At 39.4% G+C, this 15239-nt stretch carries 16 protein-coding genes and 1 tRNA gene; 10 read left to right on the plus strand and 7 right to left on the minus strand.

Annotated elements, in window-relative coordinates:
• Nucleotides 1–11 precede the first annotated feature (11 nt).
• From N6A79_RS06595 to cobM, 4 genes are all read left to right on the plus strand, one after another.
• The gene (locus N6A79_RS06595; protein WP_268547444.1) at nucleotides 12–1289 is read left to right on the plus strand and encodes a beta-ketoacyl-ACP synthase; all 1278 of its coding nucleotides are present in this window, start codon (nucleotides 12–14) and stop codon (nucleotides 1287–1289) included.
• A gap of 202 nt (nucleotides 1290–1491) precedes the next feature.
• Entirely contained in the window at nucleotides 1492–2520 is a 1029-nt protein-coding gene (locus N6A79_RS06600) for a zinc-binding dehydrogenase (protein WP_268547445.1), read from the plus strand.
• Between the two features lie 6 nt (nucleotides 2521–2526).
• Nucleotides 2527–3459 (plus strand): lipid A biosynthesis lauroyl acyltransferase, encoded by a 933-nt coding sequence (locus tag N6A79_RS06605; RefSeq protein WP_268547446.1) that lies wholly within the window; start codon nucleotides 2527–2529, stop codon nucleotides 3457–3459.
• 190 nt (nucleotides 3460–3649) lie between these two features.
• On the plus strand, nucleotides 3650–4381 hold the full coding sequence (gene cobM / locus N6A79_RS06610; RefSeq protein ID WP_268547447.1) for a precorrin-4 C(11)-methyltransferase: 732 nt from the start codon (nucleotides 3650–3652) through the stop codon (nucleotides 4379–4381).
• A gap of 32 nt (nucleotides 4382–4413) precedes the next feature.
• Here the strand turns inward: cobM and N6A79_RS06615 are convergent.
• From N6A79_RS06615 to yajC, 5 genes are all read right to left on the minus strand, one after another.
• Nucleotides 4414–4489 (minus strand) — tRNA-Lys (locus N6A79_RS06615).
• A gap of 335 nt (nucleotides 4490–4824) precedes the next feature.
• Nucleotides 4825–5673, minus strand: coding sequence for a phytoene/squalene synthase family protein (locus tag N6A79_RS06620; protein WP_268547448.1), 849 nt, complete (start codon nucleotides 5671–5673; stop codon nucleotides 4825–4827).
• On the minus strand, nucleotides 5673–6059 hold the full coding sequence (locus N6A79_RS06625) for an Mth938-like domain-containing protein (protein WP_268547449.1): 387 nt from the start codon (nucleotides 6057–6059) through the stop codon (nucleotides 5673–5675). The genes N6A79_RS06620 and N6A79_RS06625 overlap by 1 nt, the downstream gene beginning before the upstream one ends.
• A 46-nt stretch (nucleotides 6060–6105) precedes the next feature.
• Nucleotides 6106–8373, minus strand: coding sequence for a protein translocase subunit SecD (secD, locus tag N6A79_RS06630; RefSeq protein WP_268547450.1), 2268 nt, complete (start codon nucleotides 8371–8373; stop codon nucleotides 6106–6108).
• A gap of 222 nt (nucleotides 8374–8595) precedes the next feature.
• Nucleotides 8596–9051 (minus strand): preprotein translocase subunit YajC, encoded by a 456-nt coding sequence (yajC, locus tag N6A79_RS06635; RefSeq protein WP_268547451.1) that lies wholly within the window; start codon nucleotides 9049–9051, stop codon nucleotides 8596–8598.
• Between the two features lie 173 nt (nucleotides 9052–9224).
• Between yajC and N6A79_RS06640 the strand changes: the two genes are divergently transcribed.
• From N6A79_RS06640 to N6A79_RS06665, 6 genes are all read left to right on the plus strand, one after another.
• Nucleotides 9225–10091, plus strand: coding sequence for an ATP-binding protein (locus N6A79_RS06640; RefSeq protein WP_268547452.1), 867 nt, complete (start codon nucleotides 9225–9227; stop codon nucleotides 10089–10091).
• A gap of 120 nt (nucleotides 10092–10211) precedes the next feature.
• Nucleotides 10212–10853, plus strand: coding sequence for a molybdenum cofactor guanylyltransferase (gene mobA, locus N6A79_RS06645; protein WP_268547453.1), 642 nt, complete (start codon nucleotides 10212–10214; stop codon nucleotides 10851–10853).
• A gap of 15 nt (nucleotides 10854–10868) precedes the next feature.
• A complete protein-coding gene (gene mobB, locus N6A79_RS06650; protein WP_268547454.1) occupies nucleotides 10869–11393 on the plus strand; it encodes a molybdopterin-guanine dinucleotide biosynthesis protein B in 525 nt (174 codons plus the stop codon).
• Nucleotide 11394: 1 nt separating this feature from the next.
• A complete protein-coding gene (locus N6A79_RS06655; RefSeq protein WP_268547455.1) occupies nucleotides 11395–12018 on the plus strand; it encodes a glutathione S-transferase family protein in 624 nt (207 codons plus the stop codon).
• Between the two features lie 39 nt (nucleotides 12019–12057).
• Nucleotides 12058–12624: a thermonuclease family protein gene (locus N6A79_RS06660; RefSeq protein ID WP_268547456.1), complete on the plus strand. Its 567-nt coding sequence runs from the start codon at nucleotides 12058–12060 to the stop codon at nucleotides 12622–12624.
• Nucleotides 12625–12639: 15 nt separating this feature from the next.
• Nucleotides 12640–13311 (plus strand): uracil-DNA glycosylase family protein, encoded by a 672-nt coding sequence (locus N6A79_RS06665; RefSeq protein WP_182419427.1) that lies wholly within the window; start codon nucleotides 12640–12642, stop codon nucleotides 13309–13311.
• A 13-nt stretch (nucleotides 13312–13324) separates the two neighbouring features.
• Here the strand turns inward: N6A79_RS06665 and N6A79_RS06670 are convergent, their stop codons facing one another.
• Nucleotides 13325–13600: a hypothetical protein gene (locus tag N6A79_RS06670; protein ID WP_268547457.1), complete on the minus strand. Its 276-nt coding sequence runs from the start codon at nucleotides 13598–13600 to the stop codon at nucleotides 13325–13327.
• Nucleotides 13601–14178: 578 nt separating this feature from the next.
• Entirely contained in the window at nucleotides 14179–15216 is a 1038-nt protein-coding gene (gene cobT, locus N6A79_RS06675; RefSeq protein ID WP_442784259.1) for a nicotinate-nucleotide--dimethylbenzimidazole phosphoribosyltransferase, read from the minus strand.
• Between the last annotated feature and the right edge of the window lie 23 nt (nucleotides 15217–15239).

A 15239-nucleotide genomic window follows, 5' to 3' on the forward strand; every position in this document is an offset into this window, starting at 1 on the left:
ATATTTGTACCATGTCTCAATATCTTGATCATCTAGGTCGTCCAATTGTTGCCATTACTGGTATGGGGGTTGTTTCCTCGCTTGGGATTGGCAAGGAAGAAAATTGGCGTAAATTGACGAATGGCATAAGCGGCATTCATGCGATTAGCCGTTTTCCAACTGAGAACCTTGCAACGCGTATTGCCGGCACTGTTGATTTTTTACCAGAAAGTCAGCTTGGCGCTTCTACTTTATCGGAAAAATTGGCATTGCTCGCCGGACGAGAAGCCCTTGAAGAAGCTGGTTTTGCCGGCAAAAATTTTGATGGCCCACTTGTTTTAGCAGCCCCACCGGTAGAACTTGCTTGGAAAAGTCGTTTTACCCTAGATGATGAGATGCGTGACCAAGGTGAAGCATCCTATCAATTGGCTTTACAAGCTTGCGCTCAAAAACCTCATGATGAATTCTATAATTCCACCCAATTTGGCTTTATTGCTGAGCGAATTGCTGACGAATTTGGAACGCGTGGTTTACCGGTAACTTTATCGACAGCTTGCGCATCAGGTGCCACCGCAATTCAAACGGGAGTTGAAGCGATCAGGCGCGGCGAAACAGACCGTGTTTTGACAATTGGAACCGATGGATCGGTAACAGCCGAAGCACTTATCCGTTTTTCACTTTTATCAGCCTTATCCACGCAAAATGAACATCCAGAAAAAGCCTCGAAACCTTTCGCAAAAGGGCGCGATGGCTTTGTTATTGCTGAAGGTTCTGGTGCTTTGGTTTTAGAATCATTGGAAAGTGCGGTTAAACGCGGTGCCAATATATTAGGAATTTTGGCAGGCTGTGGTGAAACCGCCGATGATTTCCATCGTACTCGCTCTAAACCTGATGCGTCTCCTGCCATAGGCTCGATCCACAAAGCTTTGGCCGATGCTGGTCTTAACGTTAAGGATGTTGGTTATATTAACGCCCATGGCACTTCAACGCCTGAGAATGAAAAAATGGAATACCTTGCCATGTCGACGGTATTCGGCGATAACATTCAAAATATCCCCGTATCTTCGAATAAATCGATGATTGGCCATACGTTAACCGCAGCAGGCGCTATTGAAGCCGTATTTTCACTGTTAACAATTCGTTCAGGTATTTTGCCACCAACAATTAATTATCAAGAAGCTGACCCAACAATACCGCTTGATGTTGTACCTAATATTGCCCGCACAGCAGAAGTTGATACAGTATTATCAAACTCTTTTGGCTTTGGCGGTCAAAATAGCAGTTTGGTAATTAAATCCTACAACAACTAACAATTAGATTAAGGTGACTTGGACGCAATTGTCGAAGCCGCCTTTCTAATCAATATTGCAAATTTCAATCCATTTGGTTTATTTTAAAACTTTTATATGGTATGCGATATCACGAGTATAAGCTTTAAGAAGCTTTTAAAAGCTTGCTTATTTTTATGCTGCATGCTTAAGGGCAGCAAATTTATTTGAGAGGACTACACATATGCGCGCGCTGCAATTGCTAGATGATCGCCGCCTTGAAATTACCGATATAGCAGAACCAGATGCGCCAGCTATTGGCGAAGTTACTGTACGCATTAAAGCTGTTGCACTCAATCATATCGATGTTTGGGGTTGGCGCGGCATGGCCTTTGCCAAACGTAAAATGCCGCTCGTCATCGGTGCGGAGGCATCTGGTGAAGTTATTGCCATCGGTGAAGGCGTCAGTTCTGTTTATCCAGGGCAATTGGTTTCAATTTATGGCGCCAGAACCTGCGGGCTTTGCAAGGCATGCCGCGAAGGTCGCGACAATCTATGTGAGCATGTAAGCGGCGTGCATGGCTTTCACCTTGATGGCTTTGCTTGCGAAAAAGTAAATCTACCGGCACGTCTTCTAGTGCCTGCTCCTCCCGGTGTTGATGCAATTGGCGCGGCTGTCGCACCAGTAACTTTTGGTACAGTTGAGCACATGCTTTTTGACAATGCCAAGCTACAACCAGGTGAAACTATTTTGATCCATGCTGGCGGATCTGGTATTGGTTCTGCCGCTATTCAACTTGCCAAAAAAATGGGGTGTACAATCATCACCACGGTTGGCTCAGATGATAAGATTGAAAAGGCACGCGCATTAGGTGCCGATCATGTTATTAATTACCGCGAAGATCGCTTTGAAGGTGTAGTACGCAAGCTAACCCGCAAAAAAGGTGTTGATGTTGTTTTTGAACATGTCGGCGCAACCACTTGGGCAGGTTCAATGTTATGCATGAAACGTGGTGCCCGTCTTGTGACTTGCGGTTCCACTTCAGGCGTTTCAACTCAAATGAATTTAATGCAGCTTTTCCAACAACAATTGAAGATTTTAGGTTCATTTGGTTGCCGCATGGAAAATATGGCAGATGCTATGCAAAAAATGGCACAAGGCTTGGTTCATCCAGTAATTGACACCATCGTTGGTTTTGAAGAGATCGATACAGCACTTAGCCGCATGGAAGGTCGAGATGTCTTTGGAAAAATTATTCTAAAGATAGATTGATCTAAAATGTTAAAACTTCGTATCAAGTTATTTATTTACCGTCTTAAAATGAAATTTAAAGATTGGTGGAATTGGTTATGGGCGCATATTGCGGCTGGCATGTTGGTATCGATTAAGTTTTTACCAGCAAAGCCAAGTATTGCGTTTTTTGCTAATTTTGCCAGTTTAATTGGACCAATGACCCCTCGTCATCAGGTAGCACTCAAAAACCTTCGTGCTGCTTTTCCTGAAAAAGACGATAAGGAAATAAAATCGATTGCGCGTGAAATGTGGCGCAATATGGGGCGTCTTTTTGCTGAATATGTTTTTCTTGATGAAATTTTCGATTTCGACCCAACATCAGATAAGCCTGGTTTTGTAGAGGTTGAAGGAGAGGAAATATTCAAGCGCATCAGAGATGAGAATAAGCCACATATTTTCTTTACAGCTCATACCGGAAATTTTGAGCTTTTACCGATTTGTGCAGCAACCTACGATCTTGATGTGATGGCGCTATTTAGGCCACCTAATAACCCTTACATCGCAAAAAGGGTTTTAAAAGCCCGCCGCACTAAGATGGGGCATTTGGTTCCTTCCAAAGCTGGATCAGCTTGGGTTCTTGCCGGTCGCTTGCAAGAAAGCGGTAATGTGGGAATGTTGGTAGATCAAAAGTTTCGTCGCGGATTGAACACAACATTTTTCAATTTGCCAGTTAAAACAAATCCATTACTGGCCAAATTAGCCCGTCAATATGATTGCGACGTTTATCCTGCCCGTTGTATCCGCTTACCTGAAGGTCGATATAAGTTACAACTTTTCGATAAGGTTGAACTACCCAAAAACGCTGAAGGTGCAATTGACACCAATGCTAGCGTTCAATTGATAAATGATATTGTTGAAAATTGGGTTAGAGAATATCCTGGGCAATGGATGTGGTTTCATAAAAGATGGGAAAAATAGTCGGCATTTCAGACATTTGGAAGATGTGCAACCTTATTAAATTGAACAATAAAAACAATTCATTAGAGCAAAATTCTAAATAATTGCTCTAATGATTTTGGTTAAGCTTGTTAAAGCAATATATTTTCAAAGTGACCGTTACATATCATTTCTTTTGTAATTTTTAAAATGGGCAAGAAAAAGGTTTATCATGACAGTGCATTTCATTGGTGCGGGCCCAGGTGCTGCAGATCTCATCACTGTACGCGGCCTTAGACTATTACAATCCTGTCCTATTTGTCTTTATGCCGGCTCTCTTATTCCTAAAGATTTGCTGATAGATTTGCCCCCCCATATCAAACGCATTAGTAGCCATGATATGACACTTGATCAAATTATTGAGCTCGTCAAGGATGCTCATAATAAGGGACAAAATATAGCACGCTTACATTCGGGTGACCCATCACTCTATGGTGCAATTGCCGAGCAGATACGTTGTCTTGAGGATATTGGTATTCCTTACGATATAACTCCTGGCGTTCCCTCATTTGTAGCTGCAGCTGCGGCTATGAAACAAGAATTAACCCTGCCAGGAATTAACCAGTCAATTATTCTTACCCGCACTTCAAAAAACTCATCCGCTATGCCTGAAAAAGAAACTTTAACGCATTTAGGGGCATCTGGCGCAACAATCGTAATACATTTATCTGCTACAAACCCAGATACAATCATCCAACAATTATCACCGCTTTATGGGGACACATGTCCTGTTGTTATTGCAGCAAATGTTAGCTGGGACAATGAAAAAATAATACCTACAACGCTCTCAGAGCTTAAAATAAGTCTTGATGAGCATAATATTTCACGCACAGCACTTATTTTCGTTGGACCAGCATTAGCACAGCAAAATTTTTTAAATTCTTATCTTTATTCCGAAAAATAAAACAACTAAATTTTTAATGAAGAAATCTAAATTGGTGAGCGCGCAGGGATTCGAACCCTGGACCTACTGATTAAAAGTCAGTTGCTCTACCGGCTGAGCTACGCGCTCTCTTACAACATGATTTGTTGCGGAAAGTGAGCGGAACATACGTTTAAGAAGACAAAACGTCAACAGCAAAAATAGAAAAAACACAGATAAACTTAATTTAATTATAACTATATGTTTTAAAATAAGTTTTTATACAAAATTATCAAAAATAATCATTTGGATATTAAAATTACTGTCTTGTGACAAATCTTAGTGTCAGATTCTTAAACAGCAAATTTTAATATTTTTTACCGCAGCGCTATTTCACATAAATTGGTTTAAAGGGCACACTTAAAATTCTTGTCATAATCACATTAATTGAAGTCAAAGATAAATCATCTATTGGTAAAAAAGCACTAGTTTGAAAATTTACCCGTGATCGCTGTTTTTAAAATGGACCATTGACGTTGCAAGTGTGACAATTCAAATGGCTCTGTAAACGCTATAAAGTCAGCCTTCTGTGTCCGTCTAACATATCGTGGCATAAGTGTTAAGGGTAGAAAAACTGGCCTTAAGCTTGGTGCTAATTTTTGTTGCGCAGTTTTAAAAACAGTATAATGCTCAAAGGCAAAAGCCGTTAAAGCTGCAATCACTCGCGACTTTTGTTCAATATTATTGCTATCTGGAGTAATATCTTCTCTGCTAACACCAACAGCATTTAAAATCTCAGTAGGAATGTAAAATTGATGTTCCGCAGTGATCAAAGGTAAAAAGCGCAAAATTTGCATTAATACAGCACTTACACCGCCATGTCCGCATGCATTGTCGCTATTTTGCGCTTCAAACTCGTCCAATATTTGGCAACCAAGCTTAAACAGGATGGATTGTGTTTCGCCACAATAGCCCTCAAAGTCATCGATAGTAATGAATGAATCATTATATAGATCAAAAATTCGTGCTTCACATGCATTGATTAAAGCCTTTTCGGGCAGGCCATAAATGCTAATCGTCTCAAGCAAAGCATCAAGAACCGGATTTTGGGTTGGCTCCTTGCTACCTTTTTCAATATTATCCGCCCACCACCGCAATCTAACTTCACCTGCTAATGGTTCTTTCACCACATTTCGAATACGTGCAATTTCATGATTAAATGCAAATAACGCTGCAAGCCCTGCCCGCTTTTTCGCTGGTGCAAAAAGCAAGGAGATATAACGATCAAAATCACCCTGCTTTAAAAGCTGCATACAATATTGAGTATTATCCATTATTCAACCGCATAGAGAATTGCTGCAACTGCGCGGTTTTCAGCCAATAATACATTATATGTACGTACGGCAGCACCTGTACTCATGGTATCGGCAGATATATTGCGTTGTTGGAGTGCTGAACGCACCTCTTTTGGCAATCGCAAAAGCTTTACGCCCGTACCAATCAGTAATATCTCAATTGCATCTGCTTCTTGCAAAACTCGATCAACATCAAAAATTGTTGGCGTTGATTGGGTGAGATCTATACCATATATACCGCTTGGCACGCAAATAATTGAGCCTTTATGGGACATATCTGCAAAGCGAAAACCACCATTTCCGTAGGCATCGATAGGGGCGCTACCTGGAAAATGTGCGTCTCGGATTTCAATTCCTTGAACCATAAAAATTCCTATTATTTATTTAGCATGCAATATTTCAGAATATCGATTATGCTGATTCTGAAACGAAATCTTCTTCATATTCCATTTCCTTATTGCGCCCTATGCCTAATAAAACAGCTAAAGGACCAGCAATAAAGATGGAGGAATAAGTTCCAATAATAATCCCAAGCAATAATACCGAAGCAAAGTCACGCATATCTGTGCCACCAAAATAGTAAAGTGGAATATGGGCAATTAATGTAGCAAGGGATGTTAATAAGGTACGCGACAACGTGCGATTAATGGCAAGATCAACCAATGATGTTATTTGGATATAACCATCCTTGCGCAAGAGTTCTCTTATCCTATCATAAACAACAATGGTGTCATTAAGAGAATAACCAATAATTGCAAGCACTGCAGCAATACTCCAAATATTGAATTGCCACTGGAACACAATGAATAAAAACAACAAGATGATTACGTCATGAATAGTGGTGACAACTGCTCCAATCGCAAACTTCCAATCAAAGCGCAACCAGACATAACCAAAAATAGCAATGAGGGAAACTATAACAGCTACTAAACTAGCAGAGGATAGGTTTTCAGATATTTGCGGCCCAACCACGTCCATACGTTGTAATTGATAATCTTGTGAAAACTCGTTTCTGAGTTTTACTGCAACAGACTGATCTGCATCCTCGCCCATTTCTTGACTTGGAACCGTTAGATATAAAATTTTAGCGTTTTTAGATTGCGTAACAACTACATCACCAATATTAAGGTTTCCTACCCGTTCAGCAACATCAATAGGGTCAGAGTGATCGCCTTTAGCCTCTAAAACAGCCAACGAACCGCCAGCAAAATCAATGCCGTAATTAACGCCGCTTACTAGGGTCAAGGCACCTGTTGCAATAATTAGTGCGCATGCAATACCAAGTGTCCATTTTCCAATACGCATAAATGCTATGCGGGTATTTACCGGAACAATGCGGAAAATACGTGCGGGAACTTCACCAGGCTTAGAATAGCGAACCCAAGTAGAAATCATTAGTCGGGTAAAGGTAAGTGTTGTAAAAAGCGATACAATAATGCCAACGGTTACGGTCAATGCAAAACCGTGAATTGGACCAATACCTAGCAAGAAAAGAACTAAGGCAGCAATTAAAGTAGTAATATTGGCATCAATGATTGTGCCCTTTGCTCGTGCAAAACCAGCCTCTAATGCTTGTGTAACTGAATAACCATTACGGCGGTCTTCTCGTATGCGCTCATATATCAAAATAATCGCATCAACCGAAACACCAATCGTTAAAACAAGACCAGCAAAGCCAGCAAGCGAAAGTGGAACGCCAATAAAACTCAAAATTGTTATTACAAGTGCAAGATTTGCGGTTAGAGCAATATCTGCAACAACACCTAAAAATCCGTAAGAAATAACCATAAAAATTGCAACAACTAATAAAGCGCCAATGGCTGCCTTAAAGCCTGAAGCGGCATAATCCTTGCCAAGATCTGCACCAATTGTGCGCTCTTCAATTAAGGTCACTGCAGTTGGAAGTGGACCACTTGAAATAAGAGTTGCAAAACTACTAGCTCGCTCAGCCTCAACAGGGCCTATATCGAGGTAACCAGAAACAGTTTTTTTAACATTTTTCTCAATCCAGATGATATCACCATCCATAATAAAGAATAATCGCTTGTTAGGTGATGTTTGTGTAAAATTATTAAGGGCTTGTGCTCCAACCTCATCAAGAGCTATGTTAACCAGTACATTATTGCTATCGGCTATCGGGTTTACAAAAGCGCCAATCAGGTTTTCGCTGCGGATAACGGCATTAGTGTCAATAAGATAGCCAACCGGCGGATCTGAAAAATCATAAAAAATTTCACTGTTTTGAGGCGTTGCAACTTTACCAGTAATAACATCTTGTGCGTTAATTCCGTCCACCTCTTGATAAACAGCAGTATTAGCCGGTACACTAACGATATCTTTTAATTCTTGTACATTAAAAAAGCCCGGCACTTCAACGCGAATTGCATGACTGCCTTGTGCGTTAACGCTATAGTCCATAAAATCTTGATTTGATTGATCTAAACGCCTTGTAATCACATCTATGGTATCAGCACGCAATTGCTCATCATCCTTTGGCAACTGCATAACGATCCGTGAACCACCGCGTAAATCTATACCTAACGGTAAATGAAGGCTAGCATACGCCTCAGGAAGCTTATTTAAAATGCTGTGTGGCAAGATATTTGGTAATGCAACAATAACACCAAATAAAATTACTGCCCAAATGAGAACCCGCTTCCATACAGAAAAAAATAGCATATTACTCAATTCCCATTTAAAGATTTTACAGCATTAACTTATTTTATTTTCAAACTAAAAAAGCTAGAGCAATTTCAACAAAATAAAAATTAACTTTTATGTTAAAAGATAAGACAATAAAAGCAAACTAGAGCACATCAACGACACAATTATTCGTGAATGGGCTCTAGGACATAATAATGCTTACATTATCAATTTCAAATGCTCTAGCTATATTTTAAATTATTTATTTTCTGATGCCTGATCTTTTTCTGCGGATGTTTCATCGCTGTCATTTTTATCCACTGATTCATCAGCATTTTTATCGTTTTTATGACCACGATCTTTATTATTGGCTTTGCTAGCTGTTTTTTCAACTGCAACTTCGCCTTTGGTGCGAACACTTGACAAGGTACTACGCAAAACGCGTACACGCACATTATCAGCAAGTTCAACTTCAACTTCACCTTCTGCATCAAAAACTTTGGTAACCTTACCAATAAAGCCACCACCGGTGATAACATTGTCGCCACGACGAACAGCATTGATCATTTCTTGATGCTTTTTCATTTGCGCGCGCTGAGGGCGAATAATAAGAAAATACATAATTACGAAAATGAGAACTAGTGGTAAAAGCATTGAAAATGTTGAACCACCTCCACCTGCAGCTTGCGCATAAGCTGGTGTAATAAACGACATAGGAAAACTCCTTAAGCAATTTGATAAAAATAGCGATATATACCACTATCAGTTACTATCACGAAATAATGTGTTGCGAAGCTTATAGCAACTAGCAAAAACAATGAATTGCATTTTTCACACCCAGAACATAATAATAATTTTAAAATATTGACATAAAGGTGATAATTTCAATGCCTAATAATCCAGAATTGCTAAATAAGCTTGATGAATTGATTAGCGTGCTTAGGCAAATCGCACCACCACTTACCAAACCAGTAGAAGCGGAAAACGCAGATTGCTTTGTTTGGGATGCGGCAAATCTTACGCTTAGTCCGGTAAAAAAGGTAAATCGGGTAGATATTGATCTTATAAAAGGCGTTGATCAATCGCGTGATACTTTAGTTGAAAATACCCGCCGTTTTGCCCAAGGTTTTGCTGCAAACAACGTTTTGCTTTGGGGTGCACGCGGCATGGGGAAATCATCATTGATTAAATCTGCCCATGCTGCGGTTAATCTAGAAAATAAGAGTGAAGAGCGCTTAAAACTTGTAGAAATTCATCGTGAGGATATTGATTCTTTGCCACAATTGATGAATCTTTTAAAAGATACAACTTATCGTTTCATTCTTTTTTGTGATGACTTGTCCTTTGACCATGACGATACATCATATAAATCTTTGAAAGCAGCACTAGACGGCGGGATTGAAGGTCGTCCAGCCAATGTGTTATTTTACGCCACCTCCAATCGACGACATTTAATGCCCCGTGATATGATTGATAACGAGCGCTCAAGCGCAATTAATCCATCGGAAGCAATTGAAGAGAAAGTGTCACTTTCTGATCGTTTTGGTTTATGGCTTGGATTTCATAAATGCAGCCAAGATGACTATTTAGCGATGATTTTTGGTTATGCGGAGCACTATAAATTACCAATTGATAGCAATGAACTACGTAAAGAAGCGCTAACTTGGGCTACAACCCGTGGTAATCGATCAGGACGAGTTGCATGGCAATTCATCCAAGATATAGCCGGAAGACTTGGAAAAAACATCCAATAATGAATTAACGGCATTTAATATTCTGCTTTTATTTTATGCCGTTACTTATTGTCATAATTATATATTCTACCATTTCAAAGTAGTTTTATTTACTTTGTATGAATTGGCAAATTAAAAATCATGTGTAAAAATTTAAAGCTTTTGGGGGTCATACTTTCTGGTGGTCGCTCACAACGGATGGGTAGCGACAAGGCCCTTATAACTATTGGTGATACCACATTACTCGATCATACATTTAATCGCTTGTTGTCGCAATTTTTAGCGATTAGAAAAACTGGTTTGATCGGTGGTGAAGTGGTGGTCAGCGCTAATAATCCATTGCTGCTTGCAAAAAATGATAGAACTTATCTTGCTGACCAGAACGATTTTAATAATATGGGGCCCCTATCTGGTATCTATTCAACAATGACCTATGCCCAAATTCATGATTATCGCGCCATTATAACTGTTGCTGTTGATACACCCTTTTTCCCAGATGATTATTTAATGCAGTTGCAATCATTATATAAAGGCGATTTAGATAGAGCAATTTTGTCGACTTTTAACGGAGAACACCAACCGACTTTTGGACTTTGGCCTGTCAATTTAATCGATGACTTAAAAAGCCATTTACAGGCGGGCAAAAGAAGTATCTATTCATTTGCACAAAAGGTACGCGCGAAAAACTGTGAGTTTGGTAACGGCAATGAAAATGGCTTCAATCCGTTTTTTAATGTCAACACCAAAGACGACCTTGAGGTTGCAAAGGCATTATGGTTGTAAGTGAGGTAAATTAACATGAAACATAAAATATTTGGGATAACCGGTTGGAAAAACAACGGTAAAACCACAATGACTGAACGTATTGTTAGCGAACTTACCTCTCGCGGTTATAAAATTGCGACAATAAAACATGCACATCATGATTTTGATATTGATGTTGAAGGCACCGATTCTTGGCGCCACCGCCATGCGGGAGCAGGTGAAATTGCAGTTGTTTCAGCTAATCGCTGGGCTTTCATCCATGAAAACAAGCATGAAGATGAGGCTGATATGGAGACAATTTTATCGCATTTTTCTCCTTGTGATCTTATATTGGTTGAAGGCTATAAGCGAGAAAACCATGACAAGCTCGAAATTCGCCGTGAAGGAGGAAAACGCGGTGAAAATCTTAGTTTAAATGACCCCCATATTGTTGCGGTGGCAAGCGATATGAACCAAAGTGAGGAAACTCTACCAGTTTTCGATATTAATGATATAAGTGCTATTTCAGATTTCATCGAAAATCATATGGCCTTAAGCAGAAAAACAAAGGGGAATTAATATGCTAAAAATTTGGGGTCGTAATAATTCTATTAATGTAAAAAAAGTGCTTTGGATTGCCGAGGAACTTGGGTTAAATTACGAAAATATCGAAGTCGGCGGCAAATTTGGCGGCCTTGATACCCCACAATTTTTAAAACTTAATCCCAACGCTATGATTCCAGTACTTGAAGATAATGGTTTCACCTTATGGGAATCGAACACCATTGTGCGTTATATTGCTGCCCAATATGGTCGCGACAGTTTTTGGATTGAAGACCCTAAGCAGCGTAGTGCCGTTGAAAAATGGATGGATTGGGCAAGTGAAGAACTCTTTCCATTATTTAAAGCCATTTTATTTAATTCCGTGCGTTTGGCACCAGAAAAACGTGACGCCGGCATTTTATCCAATGCTATAGATGGCTTTGAAAAAAAGCTTTCTATAATTGAAAATGAACTTAGTTTAAACTTATGGCTATCGGGTAAGAATTTTGGTATTGCCGACATTGTTGTTGGTACATTTATTTATTATTATTATGAAATCGACATCAAACGGCTTAAGCAATTTCCTAAAATTTCTGAATGGTACGAGCGGTTAAAAAAGCGCCCATCTTATGCAAAAATAATTATGATTCCAATTAACTAGTTTATCGCAATATTGCTTCATTTAGGCGCGAAAAGTAAAGTGTTACATTCAAGAAAAAAATCATTCAATCTACGCTCCTTGATGCGTGGGCGTAAGCCGTCTGACTTTATCATTATTTTTTTGATTATCATATGCTTGGCTCTGCTAAAAAACTTTCACAATGAACAAGACACTTCCATAACTGAAACAGCTAATGCCAATGTAATTTCAGGTTTTGCGCATATTAGTGATGGTGATTCTATTCGTATAAATGGTGAAAGAATAAGATTGCTTGGAATAGATGCACCTGAGCTTGCCCAATATTGCACAAAAGGACAAGAAAAATATGCCTGCGGTGAATTATCAAAACAACATTTAATAAAAATGATTAATGGACGTAAAGTTTCTTGTAAATGGATAGAGCGAGACAAATATAAACGCATTTTAGGACAGTGCATGGTTGAAAATATCGATATTAGTCGCCAAATGGTAGAAGATGGTTGGGCAGTCAGCTATTCAAGTTACCCCAAAGAAGAGCGTTTTGCCAAAAACAACAAACTTGGCATGTGGGTATGGCAAGTGCAACGCCCCAACCAATGGCGCAAAGAAAACCCACGCAAAAATTAAATATCGAGATTGGCAATGCAGGATAGCCTTAGGATAAACACGGATGGTAATATTAAACAACAATTGGCCGCGCTTGATAAAAAAATTAAAAGCTGCCGAATTTGTCTTGATTGCCCTAAATATCTCCCTGCCCTAACCATTGAGCCACGACCAATCTGCATAAGTTCAGATAAAGCGCAGATTGCCGTTGCAGGACAAGCCCCTGGTTTAAAAGTTTTTGAAACTGGCATTCCATTTAATGATGCATCTGGAAATCGCCTACGGCAATGGCTTGATGTGTCACCGCAATATTTTTACAATAAAGATAATTTTGCCATTATACCAATGGGATTTTGCTTCCCTGGCTACGATAATAAAGGTTCGGATCTTCCACCGCGTAAAGAATGTCAACAGCAATGGCACGCGCAATTATTTAGCCTTATGCCACAAATTAAAGTGGTTTTAGCCATCGGCCAATATGCCCAAAAATGGCATATTAAACAGGGATTAGGTAAAAACCTTACCGAAACTGTTAGTAACTGGCGTGATATTTTAAGAATAAAGCAACCAATGGGCTATCACGTTTTTCCACTGCCACATCCATCATGGCGCAATACATCTTGGATTAAAAAAAATCCTTGGTTTAGTGATGAATTGCTACCAATCTTACGAAAAATCATTAAGAATAAAAATGGCAATCTGTTATAAAATTATCGCTATATTATTGTTTTAGAACTGATGATATTTGGTGATAAATATCCATCTTTGCAATGGATTTCTCTCCATAATCTGTAACTATATAGATGTTATTATCATCTTCACCCAACAGCCAATAATCGCCGCTTCCATTATTCATGATAATTGGCTTAAATTTAAAAATTGATGATTGCTCAGGTATATGATAACCTTTATCAGTTAGTATAAAATATGCATTAGATAAAATATTTTCGCTACCTATATATATAATCAATAATAATATAATTATATTCTTCCACATTTCAAACCTCTATATTAAAATTGGATTTAATGCTTATTTTACTTATTTAAGATGATTTTTCAGTAAAAGTTGGATTTTATTCAATATGCGCCAAAAATATTATCTACAATTTATAAAGATTGGTGTAAAAGATAGCCCAGAAGCACCAATTGGTCGTGACATTTATTATAAATGTCTTCATTGCGAGGGATTAATATTGTCATCGGTTTTTGATGATGTCTCTTGCAATTGTGGAATGGTTTCCATTGATTTTTGTCTTCATCGTCTTACAATAGTAGATAAAAAGAAATTTGCAGTTGTGCGTAAGATTTCAATAAAAAAATAGACTAAGCCCATAAGAATATAAATTTTGCCCACGACACGAGCTCAGTAAAACTTTAAAAATCTAAATTAAGATGGGCTTAGAGCGTTAAAATGCCTGCTTTACCACGATTTTTTTTGTGGAAGCCAATTTTAGACTTCAGCTGCGACACATTAAAGCGGGCTGATTTACCAAGTGACAAAACCAAAATAAAAGCACCTTTGATGAATAATCACCAAGGTGCTTTTGTCAATTACCCTGCTAAGCCGATCATTTTTTAAGCGTCAAATTGTGGAGCAGCCTTCTTATCAATGCCAGCTTGATCAAATGTTGCCATTTGGCTATGGCAAAGGGTTGCTGCTTTAACAACACCTGCCGCTAAAGCTGCACCTGTCCCCTCACCCAAATGCATACCAAGGTCAAGAATCGGTTTTTTACCCATAATTTCTAATAGTTTTTTATGCCCAGGTTCGCTTGATAATTGACCAACCAAACAATGATCAAGCGCAGCCGGTAAGCAACGATAAAGAATCGCCGCTGCCGCAGTTACGACATAACCATCTAGGATAACAGGAATTTTTTCCATTCGCGCGGCAAGGATCGCACCAACAATTGCCGCAAATTCACGCCCACCTAATCGGCGCAATACCTCGAATGGATCTTCCAGATGGCCTTCATTACGCGCAACTGCCTTACGAACAGCTTCAACCTTACGGGTAAAATAATCTCCAGTGGAGCCAGTGCCCGGCCCTACCCATTCCTCAACATCTCCGCCAAACAAACCACAAGAAAGTGCAGCCGCAACGGTTGTATTGCCAATACCCATTTCGCCAATGCACAAAAGATCAGTGCCACCAGCAATTGATTCCATACCAAAGGCCATGGTCGCAGCGCATCCGCGTACATCCATAGCAGCGTCTTTGGTAATATTCATAGTTGGATAATCAAGGGCAAGATCATAAATCTTAAGACCTAAATCATTAGTGATGCAAATCTGATTAATAGCGGCACCGCCAGCGGCGAAGTTATCAACCATTTGGCGTGTAACACTTTGTGGAAATGGTGTTACATTTTCTTCCACTACACCGTGATTGCCTGCAAAAACAGCAACCAATGGACGGGTAATCACTGGTTTGTCTTGACCACGCCAACCTGCAAGCCAAATGGCAATATCTTCCAAGCGGCCAAGCGAACCTACGGGCTTAGTTAATTGTTGCTGACGCAGACGCGCTTGCGCCATAGATTCTTGATTTTGTTCTGGAAGATTGTGCAAAAGCGCACGAAAATCGTCAAAGGGGCTTGCCATATTGCTCACGAGAATATCCTGCTAGACTTTTA

This window comes from Bartonella sp. HY761 (assembly GCF_026743145.1).
Taxonomy (GTDB): Bacteria; Pseudomonadota; Alphaproteobacteria; order Rhizobiales; family Rhizobiaceae; genus HY038.

Coding starts and splice junctions, on each gene's coding strand:
- yajC (WP_268547451.1), bottom strand. CDS start 9,051: ATGTCGTTTATTACACCAGCTTATGCGCAAGCTGCAGGTGGAGGTGGT.
- N6A79_RS06625 (WP_268547449.1), bottom strand. CDS start 6,059: ATGGTTCAAGGAATTGAAATCCGAGACGCACATTTTCCAGGTAGCGCC.
- cobM (WP_268547447.1), top strand. CDS start 3,650: ATGACAGTGCATTTCATTGGTGCGGGCCCAGGTGCTGCAGATCTCATC.
- N6A79_RS06640 (WP_268547452.1), top strand. CDS start 9,225: ATGCCTAATAATCCAGAATTGCTAAATAAGCTTGATGAATTGATTAGC.
- N6A79_RS06605 (WP_268547446.1), top strand. CDS start 2,527: ATGTTAAAACTTCGTATCAAGTTATTTATTTACCGTCTTAAAATGAAA.
- N6A79_RS06670 (WP_268547457.1), bottom strand. CDS start 13,600: ATGTGGAAGAATATAATTATATTATTATTGATTATATATATAGGTAGC.
- N6A79_RS06620 (WP_268547448.1), bottom strand. CDS start 5,673: ATGGATAATACTCAATATTGTATGCAGCTTTTAAAGCAGGGTGATTTT.
- N6A79_RS06665 (WP_182419427.1), top strand. CDS start 12,640: ATGCAGGATAGCCTTAGGATAAACACGGATGGTAATATTAAACAACAA.
- N6A79_RS06655 (WP_268547455.1), top strand. CDS start 11,395: ATGCTAAAAATTTGGGGTCGTAATAATTCTATTAATGTAAAAAAAGTG.
- N6A79_RS06595 (WP_268547444.1), top strand. CDS start 12: ATGTCTCAATATCTTGATCATCTAGGTCGTCCAATTGTTGCCATTACT.
- mobB (WP_268547454.1), top strand. CDS start 10,869: ATGAAACATAAAATATTTGGGATAACCGGTTGGAAAAACAACGGTAAA.
- secD (WP_268547450.1), bottom strand. CDS start 8,373: ATGCTATTTTTTTCTGTATGGAAGCGGGTTCTCATTTGGGCAGTAATT.
- N6A79_RS06600 (WP_268547445.1), top strand. CDS start 1,492: ATGCGCGCGCTGCAATTGCTAGATGATCGCCGCCTTGAAATTACCGAT.
- mobA (WP_268547453.1), top strand. CDS start 10,212: ATGTGTAAAAATTTAAAGCTTTTGGGGGTCATACTTTCTGGTGGTCGC.